Origin of the sequence: Mycobacterium gordonae, from assembly GCF_017086405.1 — a bacterium.
Lineage (GTDB): Bacteria > Actinomycetota > Actinomycetes > Mycobacteriales > Mycobacteriaceae > Mycobacterium > Mycobacterium gordonae_D.
Genome location: NZ_CP070973.1, coordinates 1,810,568 through 1,830,892 on the forward strand (window position 1 = coordinate 1,810,568; position 20,325 = coordinate 1,830,892).

Genomic DNA, 20,325 nt, shown 5'->3' on the forward strand with positions numbered 1-20,325 from the left:
GGTATCGGGCCTGCTCGCGGCAACTTGTCAGAGGCTGGTGATTGCATGCGGTCATGCCGATGCAGTGGGATCCAGGGGCGCGCGAGGTTCTGCAGCGCCGGTTTCGCGGGCAGGTGCGCATCCTGGGCGGCCCCGGTACCGGCAAGAGCACCCTGCTGGTCGAGGCGGCGATCGCACATATCGCGGCGGGCGTTGCGCCGGAATCGGTTCTGCTGCTGAGCAGCTCGGGCCGGATGGGGATGCGCGAACGGAGCGCGCTAACCAGGGTCCTGCTGGGATCGAGTCGGTCGGCGGCCGTGCGCGAACCGTTGGTGCGCACGCTGCACAGCTACGCCTACGCCGTGTTGCGCAGGGCCGCCGAGCGGGTCGGAGACCCTTCGCCACGGCTGCTCACCAGTGCCGAACAGGACGCCATCATCCGGGAACTGCTGGCCGGCGACGCCGAAGACGGTGACCGGTGGCCCGAGCACCTACTGCCGGCGCTACGCACCACCGGGTTCGCCAATGAATTGCGAAACCTGTTGGCGCGCTGCGCCGAGCGCGGCCTGGACCCCCAGCAACTCGAGCGCCTCGGCCGTCGCTGCGGCCGGCAGGAGTGGGCCGCGGCCGGGCAGTTCGCTCGACAGTATGAACAGGTGATGCTGCTGCGGTCAGCGGTCGGCACGGCGGCGCCCCAGGCGACCGCGCCGGCACTGGCCGCCGCCGAACTGGTCGGCGCGGCGCTGGAGACCCTCGCGGTAGATCGCGAATTGCTGGCCGCCGAACGCGCCCGAGTCCGGTTGCTGCTGGTCGATGACGCCCAGCAGCTCGATCCGCAGGCGGCGCAACTGGTTCGGGTGCTGGCGGCAGGCGCCGATACCGCCCTGATCGCCGGCGACCCGAACCAGGCGGTCTTCGGCTTCCGGGGCGGCGGACCGGCCGGGCTGCTCGACGTTGACGGTCAGGCGGTGACGTTGACGAAGTCGCATCGCTGCGGGCCCGCCGTGGCCCGCGCCGTCAGTGCCATTGCCGAACGACTGCCCGCGACCACGGCCGGCCGACGCATTGAGGGCACCGGCAGCGACGAGGGAGCCGTCACGGCTCGGCTGGCCGCCTCTGCGCATGCGGAGACAGCGCTGATCGCCGACACCCTGCGACGCGCGCACCTCGTCGATGGGGTGCCCTGGTCGCAGATGGCGGTGATCGTGCGGTCGGTGCCGCGTGCCGGCGCCCGGTTGCCGCGCGCTCTCGCCGCCGCGGGCGTGCCGGTCGCGATCCCCGCGCTCGGCGGCTCGCTGTCCGAGGAGCCGGCGGCCCGAACGTTGCTTGCCGTTCTTTCCGCCGCGGCCGACGGACTGGACGGCGACCGGGCCCTGGCGCTGCTGTCCGGGCCGATCGGCCGGGTGGACCCGGTCTCACTGCGGCAGCTGCGCAGGACGTTGCAGCGCGGCCGGTCGGACGCCTTTGCCGATCTGCTGGTGGAGACGCTCAACGGGGATGAGCCGCTGTCGGGGCCGCAGTCCGGCGCGGTGCGACGGGTGCGTGCGGTGCTGGCTGCCGCGGCCCGCTGTCACCGGGACGGCCAAGACCCGCGCTACACGCTATGGGCAGCCTGGCACCGCAGCGGCTTGCAGAAGCGCTGGCTGGCGGCTATCGAGCGCGGCGGCCCGGCCGCCGCCCAGGCCACGCGGGACCTGGAAGTGGTGACCGCACTGTTCGACGTCACCGACGCCTACGTCTCACGCACCTCCGGGGCGTCCCTGCGCGGACTCGTCGAGCACGTCGAGGCGCTGCAGTTGCCGCCGGCCCGCCGTGATCCGGATGCGCAGACCGAGCAGGTCAAGGTGCTCAGCGCACACGCGGCGCTGGGCCAGGAATTCGACGTGGTGGTCATCGCCGGTCTGCAGGACGGATTGTGGCCGAACACGGTTCCGCGCGGCGGTGTCCTGGCCACCCAGCGACTGCTCGACGAACTCGACGGTGTGGGCGGTGATGCCTCGGTGCGCGCCCCGTTGCTGGCCGAGGAGCGCCGGTTGCTGGTCGCCGCGATGGGGCGGGCCCGGCGCAAGTTGCTGGTGACGGCGATCGACAGCGACACCGGCGGCAGCTCGGGGGAGGCCGCGCTGCCCTCGCCGTTCTTCTTCGAAATCGCGCAGTTGGCCGATGAGGAAATCGTTGCGACACAGCCGGTTTACGCGCCGCGCGTGCTGTCTGCCGCGGCGGTGGTGGGCCGGTTGCGGTCGGTGGTGTGCGCACCCGACGGCGCGGTCGAGGACGGCGTTCGTGCCTGTGCGGCAACGCAACTGGCCCGTTTGGCCGCAGCCGGCGTGCCGGGCGCTGATCCTCGCGTCTGGCACGGATTGGTCCCGGTCAGCACCAGCGCGCCGCTGTGCGGCGGCGATGATGTCGTCACGCTGACGCCGTCCACCCTGCAGACTCTCTCCGATTGCCCACTGCGCTGGCTGGCCGAACGGCACGGCGGCGCCAACCCACGTGAGCTGCGCTCGGCGATCGGTTCGGTGGTGCACGCCCTGATCGCCGAAACCGGCAAGACGGAATCCCAGCTGTTTGCCGATCTGGACCGGGTGTGGCAACACCTGCCCTTCGATGCCGAGTGGCATGCGGCCAACGAACTCGCCCGGCACCGCGCCATGCTTGCGGCGTTCGTCGAGTGGCGCGCGCAGACGCGCACCGAACTGACCGAGGTCGGCGTCGAAGTCGCCGTCGACGGAGTCCTGGAGACGCCGCGCCATGACGGCGGACAGGTCCGCCTGCGTGGCCGGGTCGACCGGCTGGAACGCGACGCCGCCGGCCGCCTGGTGATCGTCGACGTCAAGACGGGAAAGAGTCCGGTCAGCAAGGATGACGCGCAGCAGCACGCCCAGTTGGCCATGTATCAGCTGGCCGTGGCCGAAGGCATGATCGCCGCCTGCCAAACCGGACCCGACGAGCCTGGCGGCGCCCGGCTGGTGTATCCCGGCAAGACCGGGGTGGCCGGCGCCACCCAACGCGAGCAGGATCCGCTCACCCCGGCGGCCCGCGAGCACTGGGGCGAGTTGGTCCGGCAAGCCGCCGAGGCGACGGCCGGCCCGCAGTTCGTCGCCCGGCGCAACGACGGCTGTTCGCACTGTCCGCTGCGGCCGTCCTGCCCCGCCTACGACGGGTCCGCGACGTGAGCCCGCGCTACAGTCCCACTGAATTGGCCAGTGCGCTGGGCGTTTTCCCGCCCACCGAAGAACAGGCGGCGGTCATTGCCGCGCCGCCGGGTCCGCTGGTCGTCATTGCGGGAGCCGGGGCCGGCAAGACCGAGACGATGGCAGCGCGGGTGGTGTGGCTGGTCGCCAACGGCTACGCCGAACCCGCTCAGGTGCTCGGCTTGACCTTTACCCGTAAGGCGGCCGGGCAGCTGTTGCGCCGGGTGCGGCAGCGGCTGGCGCGGCTCTCCGGCGTGGGTGTCGGGCCCGGCGACGGCGCGCCGACAGTCAGCACCTACCACGCTTTCGCCGGTACGCTCCTGCGCGAGTTCGGCCTGCTGCTGCCCGTGGAACCCGACACCCGCCTGCTCACCGAGACCGAGCTGTGGCAGCTGGCATTCGACGTCGTCAACGGCTATCCGGGCCGACTGGAGACCGACAAGACACCGGCCGCAGTCACCGCCCTGGTGCTACGGCTGTGGGGTCAGCTCGCCGAGCACCTCGTGAGCACCGACCAACTGCGTGACACGCATCTCGAGTTGGAGAGACTGGTGCACACCCTGCCGCCCGGACCGCGGCAGGGTGATCGAGGTCCCAACCAAGCGCTGCTGCGCGTGCTGGCCACCCAGACTCAACGCGCCGAATTGGTGCCGCTGTTGGATGCGCTGGCCGAACGCATGCGCGCCGCCAAGGTCATGGACTTCGGCATGCAGATGGCCTCGGCGGCCCAGCTGGCGGCCAGGTTTCCGCAGGTGGGACAGGATCTGCGCAGCCGCTACCGGGTAGTGCTGCTCGATGAATACCAGGACACCGGGCACTCGCAGCGCATTGCCTTGTCATCGCTGTTCGGTAGAGGTGTGGACGACGAACTAGCGTTGACGGCGGTCGGTGACCCCATCCAGTCGATCTACGGCTGGCGTGGCGCATCGGCCACCAACCTGCCGCGGTTCACCACCGACTTCCCGCTGTCCGACGGTTCCCCGGCGCCGACCCTGGAATTGCGGACGAGCTGGCGCAACCCGCCGAGCACGTTGCATCTGGCCAACGCCATATCCGCCGAGGCGCGGCGGCGCTCGGTCGCCGTGCGCCCGCTGCGTCCGCGTCCGGACGCCCCGCCGGGCACGGTCCGCTGCGCGCTGCTGCCCGACGTGGCCGCCGAGCGTGAGTGGATCGCGGACCACCTACAGCAGCACTATCGCCAGGCCCGCGACGAGGGGACCCCGCCGCCCACGGCCGCGGTCCTGGTGCGCCGCAACGCCGACGCCGCCCCCATCGCCGATGTGTTGCGGGCCCGCGGAATTCCGGTGGAAGTCGTCGGTTTGGCGGGTCTGTTGTCGGTTCCCGAGGTCGCCGATGTGGTGGCCATGTTGCGCCTGGCCGCCGACCCGACGGCCGGTGCCGCCGCGATGCGGGTACTCAGCGGCGCGCGCTGGCGCCTCGGCGGCCGCGATATCGCCGCGCTGTGGCAACGCGCTCAGGATCTGTACGGTGCGCCCCGGGTGACGCTCTGCGCCGAGTCGATCGCGAAAGCGGCCGGGCCCGACGCCGACGCCGCCTGCCTGGCTGACGCCATCGCCGACCCCGGGCCGGCCGGCGCCTATTCGGCAGCCGGATACCAGCGGATCGCGGCGCTGGCCGCCGAACTGACTTCGTTGCGCGGACATCTGGGTTACTCCCTGCCCGACCTGGTCGCCGAGGTGCGCCGGGTTCTGGGAGTCGACTGCGAGGTCCGCGCCACCGCCACCGGGCAATGGTCCGGCGCCGAGCACCTCGACGCCTTCGCCGACGAGGTCCTCGGCTATGCAGAGCGCGCCGGCGGATCGGCCAAGGCATCGGTGGCCGGCCTGCTCGCCTATCTGGACGCCGCCGCGGAGGTGGAGAACGGTCTGACACCCGCGCAGCCGATCGTCGCACGCGACCGCGTTCAGATCCTCACGGTGCACGCCGCCAAGGGCCTGGAATGGCAGGTGGTGACGGTGGCACACCTGTCGGGGGGGACGTTTCCCTCCAACGCTTCGCGCAGCAGTTGGCTCACCGATGCCGGCGAGCTGCCGCCGCTGCTGCGCGGTGATCGGGCCGCGGTCGGCGCGCTCGGCATCCCGGTCCTGGACACAACGGCCGTCACAAACCGAAAGCAGTTGTCGGACAAGATTTCCGAGCACCGGTCCCAGCTCGATCAGCGACGCGTGGACGAGGAACGCCGGCTGCTCTACGTGGCTGTCACCCGGGCCGAGGACACCCTGCTGGTATCCGGTCACCATTGGGGCGCCACCGGCATCAAGCCACGCGGACCATCGGAATTCCTGTGCGAACTCCGGGACATCATCGAAGAATCCGAGCCATCCGGCCAACCCTGCGGCATCGTCGAGCAGTGGACCCCGCCGCCGCCCGAGGGTGAACGAAACCCGTTGCAGGACAATGTTGTCGAAGCGATCTGGCCCGTCGACCCACTGTCGCGGCGGCGTGCCGACGTCGAGCGCGGCGCCATGCTGGTCACCAAGGCCGAGTTAGCCGACCCGGACTCGGGTGCCGATGTAGAAGGGTGGGCCGCCGACGTCGACGCGTTGCTGGCCGAGCGCGCTCGGGCGGTCCAGCCGCTGGAACGCGCCCTGCCGAGCCAGCTCTCGGTCAGCGGCCTGGTGGACTTGGCGCGTGACCCCGACGCGGCGGCGCAGCGGCTGATCCATCGACTTCCCACCCGCCCGGATCCACATGCTTTGCTGGGTAACGCGTTTCACGCTTGGGTGCAGCAGTTCTACGGTGCCGAGTTGCTGTTCGACCTGGGCGATCTGCCCGGTGCGGCGGACGCCGATGTGGGCGAGCCGCAGGAGCTGGCCGCGCTGCAGCAGGCGTTCACCGCTTCGCCGTGGGCGGCCCGCACCCCGATCGCGGTCGAGGTGGCGTTCGAGATGCCGATCGGTGACGCCGTGGTGCGCGGGCGCATCGACGCGGTATTCGCCGACGCGGACGGCGGCGTCACCGTCGTGGACTGGAAGACCGGTGAGCCGCCGCGCGGCCTGGAAGCCAGGCGTCACGCCGCCGTGCAACTGGCGGTGTACCGGTTGGCCTGGTCCGCCCTGCAGGGTTGCCCGGAATCGTCGGTGCGCACCGCCTTCTACTACGTGCGCAGCGGGACGACCGTCGTGCCCGATGAGCTCGCTGATGCCGACGAGCTGAGCATGCTGCTGGCCGACTCCGGTCGCCCCACCATCGCCTGATCGTGGTTACATGACTTCCGTGGCGAAAGGGAGCTGGCGGCGGCTGCGGCGTCTGGATGAGAGGCTGACCGTCCAGCCCAGTTACGCGCTTGTCGGCGTGCTGCGCATCCCGCAGGGTCACGCCAGTCCGGCCCGCATCATCTCCCGCCGGATCAGCATCGCCCTGGTGGCCCTGCTGGTCGGCGCCGTTACCGTCTACCTGGACCGCGACGGCTATAACGACGCGCACGGTGACAGCCTGACGTTTCTCGACTGCCTGTACTACTCGGCGGTGACGTTGTCGACGACCGGCTACGGCGACATCACGCCGGTCTCCGAGTTCGCGCGGGCGACGAACGTCCTGATCATCACCCCGCTGCGCATTGCGTTCCTGATCTTGCTCGTCGGCACGACGCTCGAGGTCGTCACCGAAACCTCGCGGCAGGCGTTCAAGATCCAGCGTTGGAGGAGCAGAGTGCGCAACCACACCGTCGTCATCGGCTACGGCACCAAGGGCAAGACGGCGATCAGCGCCATGCTCAGTGACGAAGTGCCCCCCGGCGAGATCGTCGTCGTCGACACCGACCGGGCCGCCTTGGAGCGGGCCGCGTCAGCGGGCCTGGTCACCGTGCACGGCGACGCGACGAAGTCCGACGTGCTGCGGCTGGCCGGCGCCCAGCACGCCGCCTCGATCATCGTCGCCGCCAACCGGGACGACACCGCGGTGCTCGTCACACTGACGGCGCGGGAGATCTCGCCCAAGGCCAAGATCGTCGCCTCGATCCGGGAGGCCGAGAACCAGCACCTACTGCAGCAATCCGGGGCCAACTCGGTGGTGGTGTCGTCGGAAACCGCGGGTCGGCTGCTCGGCCTGGCCACCACCACACCCAGCGTCGTGCAGATGATCGAGGACCTGCTGACTCCGGATCAGGGTCTGGCGATCGCCGAGCGTGAGGTGGAGCAGTCCGAGGTGGGTGGGTCGCCCCGGCATCTGCGCGACATCGTCCTCGGAGTGGTCCGCGGTGGGCAGTTGCTGCGCATCGGCGCCCCACAGGTCGACGCCATCGAGGCCGGCGACCGCCTGCTCTACGTCCGGCACATCGCAGACGAACGATAGGGACACACGTGGATTTCCGGCTGCGTGACGTTCCGCTGCTCTCCCGTGTCGGAGCTGATCGTGCCGACCAACTGCGCACCGACATCGACGCCGCCGCGGCCGGTTGGTCCGATGCCGCCCTGCTGCGTGTCGACGCCCGTAACCAGGTGCTGGCCGCCGGCGGCAAGGTGGTGCTCGGCCCGGCGGCCGCGCTGGGCGACAAGCCGCCCGCCGAGGCGGTATTTCTGGGTCGCATCGAAGGCGGTCGCCATGTCTGGGCGATCCGGGGCCCGCTGCAGACCCCCGACCACGGCGACGTCGAGGTGCTGGATCTGCGCGGGCTCGGACGCATCATCGACGACACCAGCAGCCAATTGGTGTCTTCGGCGCTGGCCCTGCTCAATTGGCACGACAGCGCCCGATTCAGCCCGGTCGACGGCACACCCACCAAGCCGGCCCGCGCCGGTTGGGCGCGAGTCAACCCGCTGACCGGCCACGAAGAGTTTCCCCGCATCGATCCGGCGGTGATCTGCCTGGTCCACGACGGCGGCGACCGTGCGGTGCTGGCCCGCCATACGGTCTGGCCGCAGCGGATGTTCTCGCTGCTGGCCGGGTTCGTCGAGGCCGGTGAGTCGTTCGAAGTCTGCGTTGCCCGGGAAGTCCGCGAGGAGATCGGCCTGAGCGTGCGCGACGTGCGCTACCTCGGCAGCCAGCCCTGGCCGTTCCCACGCTCGCTGATGGTCGGTTTTCACGCTCTGGGCGATCCGGACGAGCCGTTCTCGTTCAACGACGGCGAGATCGCCGAAGCGGCCTGGTTCACCCGCGGCGAAATCCGGGCGGCGCTCGACGCCGGCGACTGGTCCAGCGCTTCGGAGTCGAAACTGCTTCTGCCGGGATCGATCTCGATCGCCCGGGTCATCATCGAATCGTGGGCGGCCGGGGACTGAGGGGCCGGTTGCGCCGGTTACTTGATGCGGTCGCAGATGTTGTCCAGGATCGTGCCGGCGATCCGCTCAGCCGGTTCGATACCCAGCACACCGACGGACATCAACACCGACTTGCGCACCCGATACTGGTGGCTCCAACCGTTGTCGGTGATCCGCAGGCTGGTCGCATCCGGCTTGTCGAGCTTGAAGTTGTATCTCGGGTCCTGCAAGGCCACGCACGCGGTCAGTGACGCTTCCAGCTGATCGAGCGCGGAGCGGGCAGCCTGCGCATCCGGATAGATCGCGACGGCCTGACTGACCGAGTCCTTCATGGTGCGGCCACCCGGGTCGAGGTCGTCGGTCACTCCGCTGTAGCCGGCGCTCCGAAACTCGGTCCAGCCGCTGGCGAAGGTGAGATCGCTGGTGCCGGCCGCCCGGCAGGGTCCGGGTGCGTTGACGTCACCGGCCGGCGGTTGGTTCAGGTTCGCGTGAGCGTGGGTGGTCAGTTCCTCGTAGTTGGCGATGCGGCGCACGTCTTCGACGCTGACGATCAGCGCGTCGACTCCGGTGGCCGCCGAGGAGGTGCTCGGGGCGGCCGGGGTGGTGCGGTGTGAGCACGCGGTGAGTGCGGCAAGCGTGCAGACCATGACAAAAATCGCCCGCCGGACCAGCGCCGCTGCCATGGTCCTTATCGTAAAGGCGACCGGACCTGGGAGTCTGCACCAATCGCGCTCCCGTGTCGGCACCGGGGTCAGCCGGCGAGCTTCGCCTTGACCTCACCTGCGCTCGGATTGGTCATCGTCGACCCGTCGGCGAACCTCACGGTCGGCACGGTCCGGTTGCCGCCGTTGACGGAACTGACGAAATCCGCTGCCGCGGAATCCCGTTCGATGTCGACCTCGTCGTAGGCGATGCCCTGAGCCTTGAGCGCCGTCTTGAGCCGGAAGCAGTAGCCACACCAGCTGGTGGTGTACATGGTCAGCGAAGCGTTAGTCATGACTCGATAACCTAGCCCGGTGGCGATCCATTCCAGGCTCGGCCCGCCCAGAGACGAGTCACGCCCGGTGTGTCGGCAGGCACTGCCAAGATGGGCGGCATGCCGGTGATGGCCGATCCCCTGATTGCGGGGCTGGACGACGAACAGCGTGAAGCCGTGCTCGCTCCGCGCGGCCCGGTCTGCGTGCTGGCCGGGGCCGGAACCGGCAAGACGCGCACCATCACACACCGCATCGCCCAGCTCGTGGCGGGTGGTCACGTCGCCGCCGGGCAGGTGCTGGCGGTCACCTTCACCCAGCGCGCGGCCGGAGAGATGCGCTCCCGGCTGCGGGCGCTGGACGCGGCTGCACGCACCGATGCGCGCGTCGGCGCCGTGCAGGCCCTCACCTTCCACGCCGCCGCCCACCGCCAGCTGCGCTACTTCTGGCCCCGGGTGGTCGGCAACACCCGCTGGGAGCTGCTGGACACCAAGTTCGCTGTCGTCGCCCGGGCGGCCAGCCGCTGCCGGTTCAACGTCAGCACCGACGACGTGCGCGACCTGGCCGGCGAGATCGAGTGGGCCAAGGCGTCGCTGATCACCCGGAGCAGTACGCCGGGGCGGTGGCAGGCGCGGGCCGGGACATTCCACTGGACGCCGAAAAGGTGGTGGCCGTCTACGCGGCCTATGAGGCACTGAAGGTCCGGGACGAGGACGTCACATTGCTCGATTTCGACGACTTGTTGCTGCACACCGCAGCGGCGATCGAGAACGATGCCGCGGTGGCCGCCGAGTTCCGGGACCGGTACCGCTGCTTCGTGGTCGACGAGTATCAGGACGTCACCCCGCTGCAGCAGCGGGTGCTGTCGGCCTGGCTGGGCGATCGTGACGACCTGACCGTCGTCGGCGATGCGAATCAGACCATTTATTCGTTCACCGGCGCCTCGCCCCGTTTTCTGCTGGACTTCTCGCGGCGCTTCCCCGACGCCACGGTGGTGCGGCTGGAACGCGACTACCGGTCCACCCCCCAGGTCGTGTCGCTGGCCAATCGGGTGATCGCCGCCGCGCGGGGCCGGGTCGCGGGTAGCAAGCTGCAGCTGATCGGTCAGCGCGAGCCGGGACCGGCACCGTCTTTCCGCGAGCATCCCGACGAGCACACCGAGGCCGCCGCGGTCGCCGCCTCCATTGCGCAGCTGATCGAAAACGGAACGACGCCTTCGGAAATCGCGATCCTGTACCGGGTCAACGCGCAGTCCGAGGTTTACGAGGAAGCGTTGACCGAGGCCGGTATCGCCTATCAGATCCGCGGCGGCGAGGGTTTCTTCAATCGCCAGGAGATCAAGCAGGCCCTGTTGGCCCTGCAGCGCACGGCGGACCGCGGTGCCGAAGGTGATTTGGCCGAGTTCGTTCGCGGCGTCCTCGAACCACTCGGGCTGACGGCAGAGCCGCCCGCCGGCACCAAGGCCCGGGAACGCTGGGAAGCCCTGACCGCACTGGCCGAACTGGTCGACGATGAAGTGGCCCAGCGCCCGGGACTGGAGCTGCCCGGGTTGGTGGCCGAGTTGCGGCTACGGGCCGATTCCCGTCACCCGCCGGTGGTGCAGGGCGTCACGCTGGCGTCGCTGCACGCGGCCAAGGGGCTCGAGTGGGACGCGGTATTCCTGGTTGGCCTGGCCGACGGCACGCTACCCATCTCACACGCGCTGGCACACGGCCCTGACAGCGAGCCGGTCGAGGAAGAGCGCCGACTGCTCTACGTCGGAGTCACCCGGGCGAGAGTGCATGTGGCGCTCAGTTGGGCGCTGGCGCGGTCCCAGGGCGGCCGTCAGACCCGCAAACCGTCCCGGTTCCTCAACGGCATCGCCCCGCAGACGCGGGTCGAGGCCGCACCTGGCAAGTCGCGGCGCAACAAGGGTCCGGCGCGCTGCCGGGTCTGCAATAAGGATCTGTCCGCGCCGGCCGCCATCATGTTGCGGCGGTGTGAAACCTGCGCCGGCGACGTCGACGAGGAATTGCTGCTGCAACTCAAGGACTGGCGCCTCAACGCAGCCAAAGAACAGAACGTGCCGGCCTACATCGTGTTCAGCGACAACACCCTGATCGCGATCGCCGAGCTGCGGCCCACCGACAACGCGTCTCTGATCGCCATCCCCGGCATCGGGGCGCGCAAGCTCGAACAGTACGGACCCGAGGTGCTCGAATTGGTCCGCCAGGCCAACTGAAAGCCGCATACCCGCAGGTCAGAAAATCGGTTGCCGGATGTGGCTGGTACCGTTTAGTCTCGAAACCGCATTTTGCCCACAGCTGGTAGCGCACTTGAGAGGAGGGTGGCTCGCGATGATTTTGATGAATTGCTTCGGCGTACGCACCGCCACCCGCCATCGCGCCGCTAGCCCGGCGGCAGCGGGAAAGCACCGTGTCGCCGCCGTGACTGAAGCGTCCGTGAGGCTCAACGTAGAGACGTAAACGCCAAGCTTTTCGCCCTATGGCCACGGACCCGAAGTCGATCCGTGGCCATCGTTGTCTCTCCAGGCAACGTCCCTGGTCCGGATCAGTGCAAAAGGACAGCCAACCGACCAGGAAGCAGGTGAAAGGACATGTCGGCATCGACGGTCCCCAGACCGACGCGGCCGGCCTTGCCGTGTCATGCCGGTGACCCCGACCTTTGGTTTGCCGAAACCCCCGCCGACCTCGAACGTGCCAAGACCCTGTGTGTGCGCTGCCCAGTGCGGCGTCAGTGTCTGGCCGCGGCTCTGGAACGTGCAGAGCCGTGGGGTGTGTGGGGCGGCGAGATCTTCGAGCGGGGCTCGGTGGTCGACCGTAAGCGTCCCCGAGGGCGGCCTCGTAAAGAGGCCGCATGAGGGGCGTCTACACCACTACGGCATCGGGTTCGGCGAACCCGGGGATCAGTCCCTCTGACAGGGCCTTGATAGGCACCGTCGCATCCAGCTGGCACAGGATCGCGGTCACCGACGCGATCACCCGCATCGGGATCGCCAGCTTGGGCGGCAGGTCCATCTGCCGCGCCGTCTTGATCTGCGCCACCGAGCGGTCGAACTGGCTGACCGTCATCCGCTGCAGCCACTTGCGGGTGTAGTGGAACTCGTCGACCTCGATGGGTTGGACGTATTGGCGCAGCATCTCGTCGATGTCGCGGACCGACACTTGTTGACCCTTTTGGATGAACCCGACCTTCTCCAGGGTCGGCAGCAGCAGGTCGTAATTCTTGTCGCGGGCCAATCGAATGGTCATGCCCAACTCGACGGGGTAGCCGCCGGGCAACGGCGCGACAGCACCGAAGTCGATGACGCCCATCCGCCCGTCGGGCAGCAGCATGAAGTTTCCCGGGTGGGCGTCGCCGTGCAGCATTTCCAGACGCCGCGGCGCGTCGAAGGTGAGTTCCAGCAGCCGAATTCCGATCAGGTCGCGTTCTTCTGGGGTGCCGTGCCGGATGATCTCCGCCATGTGCTTGCCGTCGATCCACTCCTGGATCACCACCTTCGGCGCGCTGGCCACCACGTGCGGCACCGCGAAGTGTGGATGCCCCTCGTACGCCTTGGCGAACTTGCGCTGGTTGTCGGCTTCGAGCCGGTAGTCCAGCTCCATCTCGGTGCGCTCGATCAGCTCGTCGACGACGCCCTGAATGTCGGCGCCGGGGGAGAGTTGCTTGAACACCCCGACCATGCGTTGCATGGTCTTGAGGTCGGCCCGCAGCGCTTCGTCGGCGCCCGGGTACTGGATCTTGACGGCCACCTCGCGACCGTCGGACCAGATCGCCTTGTGTACCTGGCCGATGCTGGCCGAGGCGACCGGGGTGTCGTTGAACGACGTGAAGCGCTCCCGCCACTTGGTGCCCAGCTGGGCGTCGAGAACCCGATGCACCTTCCCGGCCGGCAGCGGCGGAGCGTCCTTCTGCAGCTTGGTCAGCGCTTCGCGATACGGCTCGCCGAACTGCTCGGGGATGGCCGCTTCCATTACCGACAGCGCCTGCCCGACCTTCATCGCGCCGCCCTTGAGCTCGCCCAGGACGGTGAAGAGCTGGTGGGCCGCCTTCTCAATCAGCTCGGCGTTGACTTCGTCCTTCGACTTACCGGTTAGTCGCTTGCCGAATCCGAGAGCCGCGCGCCCGGCCATGCCGACCGGCAGGCTGGCGAGCTTTGCATTGCGGGCCGCGCGGCCGCGCTTGATCTCTGACACATACCCATCATCCACGACGACCACCGCATCGTCTGCATCGAATTGAGTCGGTGTTCTCCTGCGATATGTACTCTCTTCGGGTCGCGCATCCGTGTGACACATCGATCCCCACGTCCGGAGGGTGGACCGCAACAGCCATGGCAGCCAAACAAGCTCAGCACGACGCAGCCGACGCTTTGTTCCGAGCGATCATCGAGACGTTGGACAAGCACCGCAATGAGCGCACCCTGACCGAGGACGTGCTGGACACCCTCGGCCGGGCATATGCGTCGATCTCCTCGTGTGTCCCTGAGCAGGGGCGCCTCGGCTAACACGAACACAACGGGTGCCGGGCCCACGGCCGGGCCACGATCGTGCTCGCGCGCAGGTCGAACTCCAACGTGGCGTTGAGCGCCGCCGGGGGATCGGGCCGCTGTCCGCGCACCGCGGCGACGACCTGATTGACCTGACTGAGCGCCAGCGCCGCGGTCGCCAGCATGGTGGCGCGATCGGCGACCCCGATGGTGTCGCGCAGCTGAGCAGCGATGGCCGGCCATGCCGCGTCGCGGTCGCGTCGGTGCAGATCGGCGCAGCCCAGGCAGCTGGTGATGCCGGGCAGCACCAGCGGGCCCACCAGGCCGGTGCCGTCGCGGACCCGAACCGGCAGGTGCGGGACTCCTGCGCTGTGCAGGTCCCGGACGACGCGCGGATCGGCCACCAGGAAATCCGTCAACACCACCAGATCGGCGGTGGCGGTCGTGACCAAGGCGTGTGGCCGGCTGGTGTGCCCAGTCCGGACGCCCGAGGAGCGCAATGCCGGGACCAGCAGATCGGAGAGGGGACCCCGGCCGTGCACCCGGATCGATGCGGTCCGCCCGGACGAGTTGCCGTCCCCGCTGGTGGCCACGCCCGCCTCGACCAGCTGGGTGATCAGATGTGCCAGGTCGTCACCGGTCAATTCGCCGACCTGGCGCTGCAGCTCGGTGAGCGACACCGGCGATCGCATGGACCGCAACAGCGCAGCCAGACCCGGTGCGGTCAGCTCACCGGGAGGACGGACGAGCACCGCGCGGCGGGGATCCCAGCCCACCTGGACGACGCCGTCGGGCCGGAGCAGTACCGGCATCGCCGGATCCAGCGTGTACAAATTCGCCGCGGCCTGGGCCATGGCATGTCACGCTGCCAGGCCGGGCGTGCAGCTGCGGTCAGTTATCCACAGGACCGGGATCGTCGCGGTCGAGCTCGGCGATCGCTTCGTCGATCCCGCTGGTGTCGCCACCGATGATCCGGTCGATGAATGCCGCGGGGTCGTCGAGGTCGTCGGAGCCGGGCAGCAGGTCGGGGTGCTGCCAGACGGCGTCACGGGCGTCCATCCCGGCGGCCTCCGTCAGCCGCTGCCACAGCGCGCCGGCCTCGCGCAGCTTGCGCGGTCGAAGCTCCAGCCCGACCAGGGTCGCGAAAGTCTGCTCGGCGGGGCCACCGCTGGCCCGGCGCCGGCGCAGCGTCTCGCTGAGCGCCGCCTCGCCGGGCAGCCGCTCACCCAATGCGGCGGTCACCACCGTCTGCACCCAGCCCTCGATGAGGGCCAGCAGCGTCTCGAGCCGTTCGAGGGCCTGGGTCTGCGCAGGCGTCGCCTTCGGTTCGAACACGCCCTGGCTCAGCAGTTGCTCCATGGCGCCCGGGTCGGCCAGCGATGCCGGATTGAAATCCCGGGCCAGTTCCTCGATTCCGGTCATGTCGATCTGCATGCCCGCGGCGTAGGCCTCGACGGCCCCCAACAATTGGCTGGACAGCCAGGGCACGTGGCTGAACAGGCGGTGGTGCGCGGCCTCCCGGGCGGCCAGGAACGTCATAATCTCGCTGCGCGGCTGCTCGAGGCCTTCGGCGAAGGATTCCACCGCGTCCGGCAGGATCGCGGCCACCCCCTTCGGGCCGAGCGGCAAGCCGATGTCGGTGGACGTCAGCACTTCTTTGGACAGCCGGGCCAGCGCCTGGCCGAGCTGCGAGCCGAACGCGATACCACCCATCTGCGACATCATCTGCAGCAGCGGGCCGGCCATGCTCTTGGCCTCTTCCGGCAGCGATTGCGCCCACACCGACGAGATCTGCCCGGCCATCGGATCGCACAGCCGCTTCCACGTGCCCAGCGTGTTCTCGACCCAGTCCGACGGGCTCCAGCCGACCGCCCTGGTGGTGCCCTCGGGCAGTGCCGTCGCGCCGTTGAGCCACGTCTCGGCTAGGTGCACGGCGTCGGCGATCGCGGAGTTGGTGGTGGCGGGGATCGGAGCGATGAACCCGATCGAACTCGTTGCGACCTGCCGGGCCAGGTCGTAGTTGACCGGTCCGGCATCCTTACCCGAACTCATCGCGCTGCCGACGCCGCCGAACATCTCACCGAGGCGGGTGAACAACTGGCCGAGGTTGGCCATATCGAAGTCACCTCCGAACCCGAACGGGTTGGCGCCGGAGTTGGGGTCGTTCTTCTCGCGCTTCTCACGCTCGGGGTCATCTCCACCGGAGAAGCCGAAAGGCAGGTCAGCCATGAGGTCAACCGTACTCACCGCACCGACGGAAAGCGCGAGGCACCGGTCACGCTCTCAGCTGAACGGCTCCACGGCCTGGCCGGCTGGGGCCGGTTAGGGTAAGCGGCGTGAACAGGCGGATTCTGACCTTGATGGTCGCGCTCGTGCCGATCGTGGTCTTCGGGGTGCTGCTTGCGGTGGTCACGGTGCCGTTCGTGTCGTTGGGCCCGGGCCCGACGTTCGACACGCTCGGGGAGGTCGACGGCAAGCAGGTCGTGCAGATCGAGGGCACCCAGACCCACCCGACGACGGGTCACCTCAACATGACGACGGTCTCCCAGCGTGACGACCTCACCCTGGGCGAAGCGCTGAGCCTGTGGATCTCCGGCCAGGAGCAGCTGGTGCCGCGCGACCTGATCTATCCGCCGGGCAAATCACGCGACGAGGTCGACCAGGCCAACAACGCCGATTTCAAGACCTCCGAGGACAGCGCTCAGTACGCCGCCCTCGGTTATCTGAAGTACCCGGAAGCCGTCACCGTCGCCTCGGTCACCGATCCCGGTCCGTCGGCCGGCAAGCTGAAGGCCGGCGACGCCATCGACGCGGTCGACCGCACCCCGGTGGCCAACGTCGAGCAGTTCACCTCGCTGCTGAAGAACACCAAGCCTGGGCAGGTCGTCACCATCGACTACCGCCGCAAGAACGAACCGGCGGGAATCGCCGAGATCACCCTGGGCACCAATAAGGACCGCGACTACGGATTCATGGGCGTCGCGGTGCTGGACGCGCCGTGGGCGCCCTTCACCGTCGACTTCAACCTGGCCAACATCGGCGGCCCGTCGGCCGGGCTCATGTTCAGTCTCGCCGTCGTGGACAAACTCACCACCGGTGACCTGGCCGGTTCGACGTTCGTCGCCGGCACCGGAACGATCACGGTCGACGGCAAGGTAGGGCCCATCGGGGGCATCACCCACAAGATGGCCGCGGCCCGTGCGGCCGGCGCCTCGGTGTTCCTGGTGCCGGCCAAGAACTGCTATGAGGCGATGTCCGACATTCCATCGGGTCTGAAGCTGGTGAAGGTGGAAACTCTCAGTTCCGCGGTGGACGCCTTGCATGCGATGACGTCGGGGGCGGCAACTCCGAGCTGTTAGCCCGGCAGTTTGCGTACAGTTGTGACCATCGGAAAACAATGCAGGGAGCGTAGCTAGTGGGAATGCGGCCCGCCGCAAGGATGCCGAAGCTGACTCGGCGTAGCCGGATTCTGATCCTCGTCGCACTGGGTGTGATCGTGCTGTTGCTGGCCGGTCCTCGGCTGATCGACGCGTACGTCGACTGGCTGTGGTTCGGTGAGCTCGGCTACCGCTCGGTGTTCACCACCGTGTTGGTCACCCGCATCGTGGTGTTTCTGGTGGCCGGCCTGCTGGTCGGCGGCATCGTGTTCGGCGGGCTCGCGCTGGCCTACCGCACCCGCCCGGTGTTCGTGCCGAGCAACGACAACGACCCGGTGGCGCGCTATCGCGCGGTGGTCATGAGCCGGCTGCGTCTGGTGGGCATCGGGATCCCGACGGCGATCGGTGTGCTGGCCGGCATGGTGGCGCAGAGTTACTGGGTGCGCATCCAGCTGTTCCTGCACGGCGGTGACTTCGGTATCGCCGATCCGCAGTTCGGCAAGGACCTCGGTTTCTACGCGTTCGAGTTGCCGTTCTACCGGCTGGTGCTCAGCTACCTGTTCGTCGCGGTGTTCCTCGCCCTGGTGGCGAATGTGGTATCGCACTACCTGTTCGGCGGGATCAGGCTGTCGGGACGGGCGGGGGCGTTGAGCCGGTCGGCGCGTATCCAGCTGATCAGCCTGGTCGGTGTTCTGGTGGTGCTCAAGGCCGTTGCGTACTGGCTGGATCGCTACGAGTTGCTGTCGCACACCCGCGGGGGCAAGCCGTTCACGGGAGCGGGATACACCGACATCAACGCGGTGCTGCCGGCGAAACTGATCCTGATGGCGATCGCGTTGATCTGCGCGGCGGCGGTGTTCTCCGCGATCACGCTGCGCGACTTGCGGATTCCGGCGATCGGCCTGGTGCTGTTGCTGTTGTCGTCGCTGATCGTGGGTGCGGGCTGGCCCTTGATCGTCGAGCAGATCAGCGTCAAACCCAATGCGGCGCAGAAAGAAAGCGAATACATCAGCCGAAGTATCGCCGCCACCCGCCAGGCCTACGGATTGACGCCGGACGTGGTGACCTACCGCAACTACACCGGCGATGGACAGGCGACCGCGCAGCAGGTGGCCGCCGACCGCGCGACCACTGCGAATATCCGGCTACTGGACCCCACCATCGTCAGCCCGGCGTTCACCCAGTTCCAGCAGGGCAAGAACTTCTACTACTTCCCCGACCAGTTGTCCATCGACCGCTACCAGGACCGCGGCGGCAATCTGCGCGACTATGTGGTAGCCGCCCGCGAGCTCAACCCGGACCGGCTGATCGACAACCAGCGGGACTGGATCAACCGGCACACCGTCTACACCCACGGCAACGGCTTCATCGCGTCGCCGGCCAACACCGTGCGTGGCATCGCCAACGATCCGAATCAGAACGGCGGATACCCACAGTTCCTGGCGAACGTCGTCGGAGCCAACGGCAGCATCGTGTCCGACGGTCCGGCGCCGCTGGACCAGCCGCGCGTCTACTTCGGACCGGTTATCGCCGGCGCGGCCGCCGACTATGCGATCGTCGGAAAGACCGGGGCCGACCGTGAATACGACTACGAGACCAGCACCGAAACCAAGAACTACACCTATACCGGTGCCGGCGGCGTGCCGATCGGCAGCTGGATCTCCCGCAGCGTGTTCGCCGCGAAGTTCGCCGAGCGAAACTTTCTGTTCTCCAACGTGATCGGCTCGAACAGCAGGATCCTGTTCAATCGCGACCCGGCGCAGCGGGTGGAAGCGGTGGCGCCGTGGCTGACCACCGACAGCGCGGTGTACCCGGCGATCGTGAACAAGCGGATGGTGTGGATCATCGACGGCTACACCACGCTGGACAACTATCCCTACTCCGAGCTCACGTCGCTGTCCTCGGCGACCGCGGACTCCACCGAGGTGGCGTTCAACCGGCTGGCTCCCGACAAGCGGGTCTCCTATATCCGCAACTCGGTGAAGGCCACCGTGGACGCCTACGACGGCACCGTCACGCTGTATCAGCAGGACGAGAACGATCCGGTGCTCAAGGCCTGGATGCAGGTGTTCCCCGGCACGGTGAAGCCCAAGAGCGATATCACCCCCGAGCTCGCCGAGCACCTGCGGTATCCCGAAGATCTGTTCAAGGTGCAGCGCATGCTGCTGGCGAAATACCACGTCAACGACCCGGTGACGTTCTTCTCCACCTCGGACTTCTGGGATGTCCCGCTGGACCCGAACCCGACGGCCAGCAGCTACCAGCCGCCGTACTACATCGTCGCGAAAAACATTGCGAAGAACGATAATTCGGCGTCCTATCAGCTGACCAGCGCGATGAACAGGTTCAAGCGCGACTACCTGGCGGCCTATATCAGCGCGAGTTCGGATCCCGCGACGTACGGCAAGATCACGGTGCTGACCATCCCGGGTCAGGTCAACGGGCCGAAGCTGGCCAACAATGCGATCACCACCGATCCGGCGGTTTCCCAGGATCTGGGCGTGATCGGTCGGGACAACCAGAACCGCATCCGCTGGGGCAATCTGCTCACGCTGCCGGTGGGTCAGGGTGGGCTGCTCTATGTCGAGCCGGTCTACGCCTCGCCGGGGGCCAGTGACGCGGCGTCGTCGTATCCGCGGTTGATCCGCGTGGCGATGATGTACAACGACAAGGTCGGCTACGGGCCCACCGTGGGCGATGCGCTGACGACGCTGTTCGGCCCGGGCGCGGGAGCCGCTGCGACGGGCATTCAACCCACCGACGGCGGGGCGCCGGCCGCACCCCCGGCCAATCTGCCGCCCCCGGCCAACGGACCGGGCACGCCGCCACCGACCGCCGCGATACCGGTGCCGCCCGATGCTTCAGCGACCACCCTCTCGCCAGCCAAAGCCGCTGTGATGCAAGAGATTCAAGCGGCAATCGGTGCGGCCAGAGATGCGCAGAAGAAGGGTGACTTCGCCGCTTTCGGTGCTGCGTTGCAGCGGGTGGACGACGCGATCACGAAGTTCAACAACACCAAGTAGGATTCGCGGCCGGCTTCAGGGGGCGCGCGTTTGTCCATCGACACGCCGCGATCAGCGGCATTTTGGGCGC

General features: G+C 68.4%; 13 protein-coding genes and 1 pseudogene. 9 read left to right on the forward strand and 5 right to left on the reverse strand.

The annotated features are described in order from the left end of the window. Positions 1-53: 53 nt before the first annotated feature. The 4 genes from JX552_RS07730 to nudC are packed head-to-tail and all read left to right on the forward strand — an operon-like array spanning position 54 to position 8,413. Complete coding sequence (locus JX552_RS07730) at positions 54-3,155, forward strand: ATP-dependent helicase (protein WP_205876803.1); 3,102 nt, start codon at positions 54-56, stop codon at positions 3,153-3,155. Beyond that, complete coding sequence (locus JX552_RS07735) at positions 3,152-6,391, forward strand: ATP-dependent helicase (protein ID WP_205876804.1); 3,240 nt, start codon at positions 3,152-3,154, stop codon at positions 6,389-6,391. The genes JX552_RS07730 and JX552_RS07735 overlap by 4 nt, the downstream gene beginning before the upstream one ends. Before the next feature lie 10 nt (positions 6,392-6,401). Continuing rightward, positions 6,402-7,487, forward strand: coding sequence for a potassium channel family protein (locus JX552_RS07740; protein WP_205876805.1), 1,086 nt, complete (start codon positions 6,402-6,404; stop codon positions 7,485-7,487). Further along, positions 7,484-8,413: an NAD(+) diphosphatase gene (gene nudC, locus JX552_RS07745; RefSeq protein ID WP_241011104.1), complete on the forward strand. Its 930-nt coding sequence runs from the start codon at positions 7,484-7,486 to the stop codon at positions 8,411-8,413. Before JX552_RS07740 ends, nudC begins: the two co-directional genes overlap by 4 nt. Positions 8,414-8,430: 17 nt before the next feature. On the opposite strand, the gene JX552_RS07750 is transcribed toward nudC, so the two are convergent. Next, complete coding sequence (locus JX552_RS07750) at positions 8,431-9,075, reverse strand: sensor domain-containing protein (protein ID WP_205876807.1); 645 nt, start codon at positions 9,073-9,075, stop codon at positions 8,431-8,433. A 68-nt stretch (positions 9,076-9,143) separates the two neighbouring features. Further along, positions 9,144-9,389: a mycoredoxin Mrx1 gene (mrx1, locus tag JX552_RS07755; RefSeq protein ID WP_205876808.1), complete on the reverse strand. Its 246-nt coding sequence runs from the start codon at positions 9,387-9,389 to the stop codon at positions 9,144-9,146. Positions 9,390-9,488: 99 nt separating this feature from the next. On the opposite strand from mrx1, the pseudogene JX552_RS07760 reads away from it, so the two are divergent. Further along, positions 9,489-11,587, forward strand: a pseudogene (locus JX552_RS07760) (ATP-dependent DNA helicase UvrD2). A 375-nt stretch (positions 11,588-11,962) separates the two neighbouring features. After that, positions 11,963-12,226, forward strand: a complete 264-nt coding sequence (locus JX552_RS07765) for a WhiB family transcriptional regulator (RefSeq protein WP_205876809.1) — start codon at positions 11,963-11,965, stop codon at positions 12,224-12,226. Between the two features lie 7 nt (positions 12,227-12,233). Here JX552_RS07765 and JX552_RS07770 read toward each other — a convergent pair whose 3' ends face one another. After that, positions 12,234-13,577, reverse strand: a complete 1,344-nt coding sequence (locus JX552_RS07770; RefSeq protein ID WP_205876810.1) for a macrolide-binding ATPase MABP-1 — start codon at positions 13,575-13,577, stop codon at positions 12,234-12,236. Positions 13,578-13,699: 122 nt separating this feature from the next. On the opposite strand from JX552_RS07770, the gene JX552_RS07775 reads away from it, so the two are divergent. Further along, positions 13,700-13,873 carry a hypothetical protein gene (locus JX552_RS07775; protein WP_205876811.1) on the forward strand — a complete coding sequence of 58 codons (174 nt, stop codon included), beginning with the start codon at positions 13,700-13,702 and terminating at the stop codon, positions 13,871-13,873. On the opposite strand, the gene JX552_RS07780 is transcribed toward JX552_RS07775, so the two are convergent. Both JX552_RS07780 and JX552_RS07785 read right to left on the reverse strand, forming a co-directional pair. Then, entirely contained in the window at positions 13,870-14,709 is an 840-nt protein-coding gene (locus JX552_RS07780) for a cyclodehydratase (RefSeq protein ID WP_205876812.1), read from the reverse strand. The two genes, JX552_RS07775 and JX552_RS07780, sit on opposite strands and share 4 nt — an antisense overlap. 37 nt (positions 14,710-14,746) lie before the next feature. After that, positions 14,747-16,102: a zinc-dependent metalloprotease gene (locus JX552_RS07785; RefSeq protein ID WP_205876813.1), complete on the reverse strand. Its 1,356-nt coding sequence runs from the start codon at positions 16,100-16,102 to the stop codon at positions 14,747-14,749. Positions 16,103-16,191: 89 nt separating this feature from the next. On the opposite strand from JX552_RS07785, the gene JX552_RS07790 reads away from it, so the two are divergent. Together JX552_RS07790 and JX552_RS07795 are read left to right on the forward strand one after the other, a co-directional pair. Next, positions 16,192-17,214, forward strand: coding sequence for a YlbL family protein (locus JX552_RS07790; protein WP_205876814.1), 1,023 nt, complete (start codon positions 16,192-16,194; stop codon positions 17,212-17,214). 56 nt (positions 17,215-17,270) lie between these two features. Then, positions 17,271-20,255 (forward strand): UPF0182 family protein, encoded by a 2,985-nt coding sequence (locus JX552_RS07795; protein ID WP_205876815.1) that lies wholly within the window; start codon positions 17,271-17,273, stop codon positions 20,253-20,255. Positions 20,256-20,325: the final 70 nt, after the last annotated feature.

Excerpts from the sequence above, each read along its gene's own strand:
- mrx1 (WP_205876808.1), bottom strand. The coding sequence starts at position 9,389 with ATGACTAACGCTTCGCTGACCATGTACACCACCAGCTGGTGTGGCTAC.
- JX552_RS07780 (WP_205876812.1), bottom strand. The coding sequence starts at position 14,709 with ATGGCCCAGGCCGCGGCGAATTTGTACACGCTGGATCCGGCGATGCCG.
- JX552_RS07730 (WP_205876803.1), top strand. The coding sequence starts at position 54 with ATGCCGATGCAGTGGGATCCAGGGGCGCGCGAGGTTCTGCAGCGCCGG.
- JX552_RS07750 (WP_205876807.1), bottom strand. The coding sequence starts at position 9,075 with ATGGCAGCGGCGCTGGTCCGGCGGGCGATTTTTGTCATGGTCTGCACG.
- JX552_RS07775 (WP_205876811.1), top strand. The coding sequence starts at position 13,700 with ATGGCAGCCAAACAAGCTCAGCACGACGCAGCCGACGCTTTGTTCCGA.
- JX552_RS07765 (WP_205876809.1), top strand. The coding sequence starts at position 11,963 with ATGTCGGCATCGACGGTCCCCAGACCGACGCGGCCGGCCTTGCCGTGT.
- JX552_RS07740 (WP_205876805.1), top strand. The coding sequence starts at position 6,402 with ATGACTTCCGTGGCGAAAGGGAGCTGGCGGCGGCTGCGGCGTCTGGAT.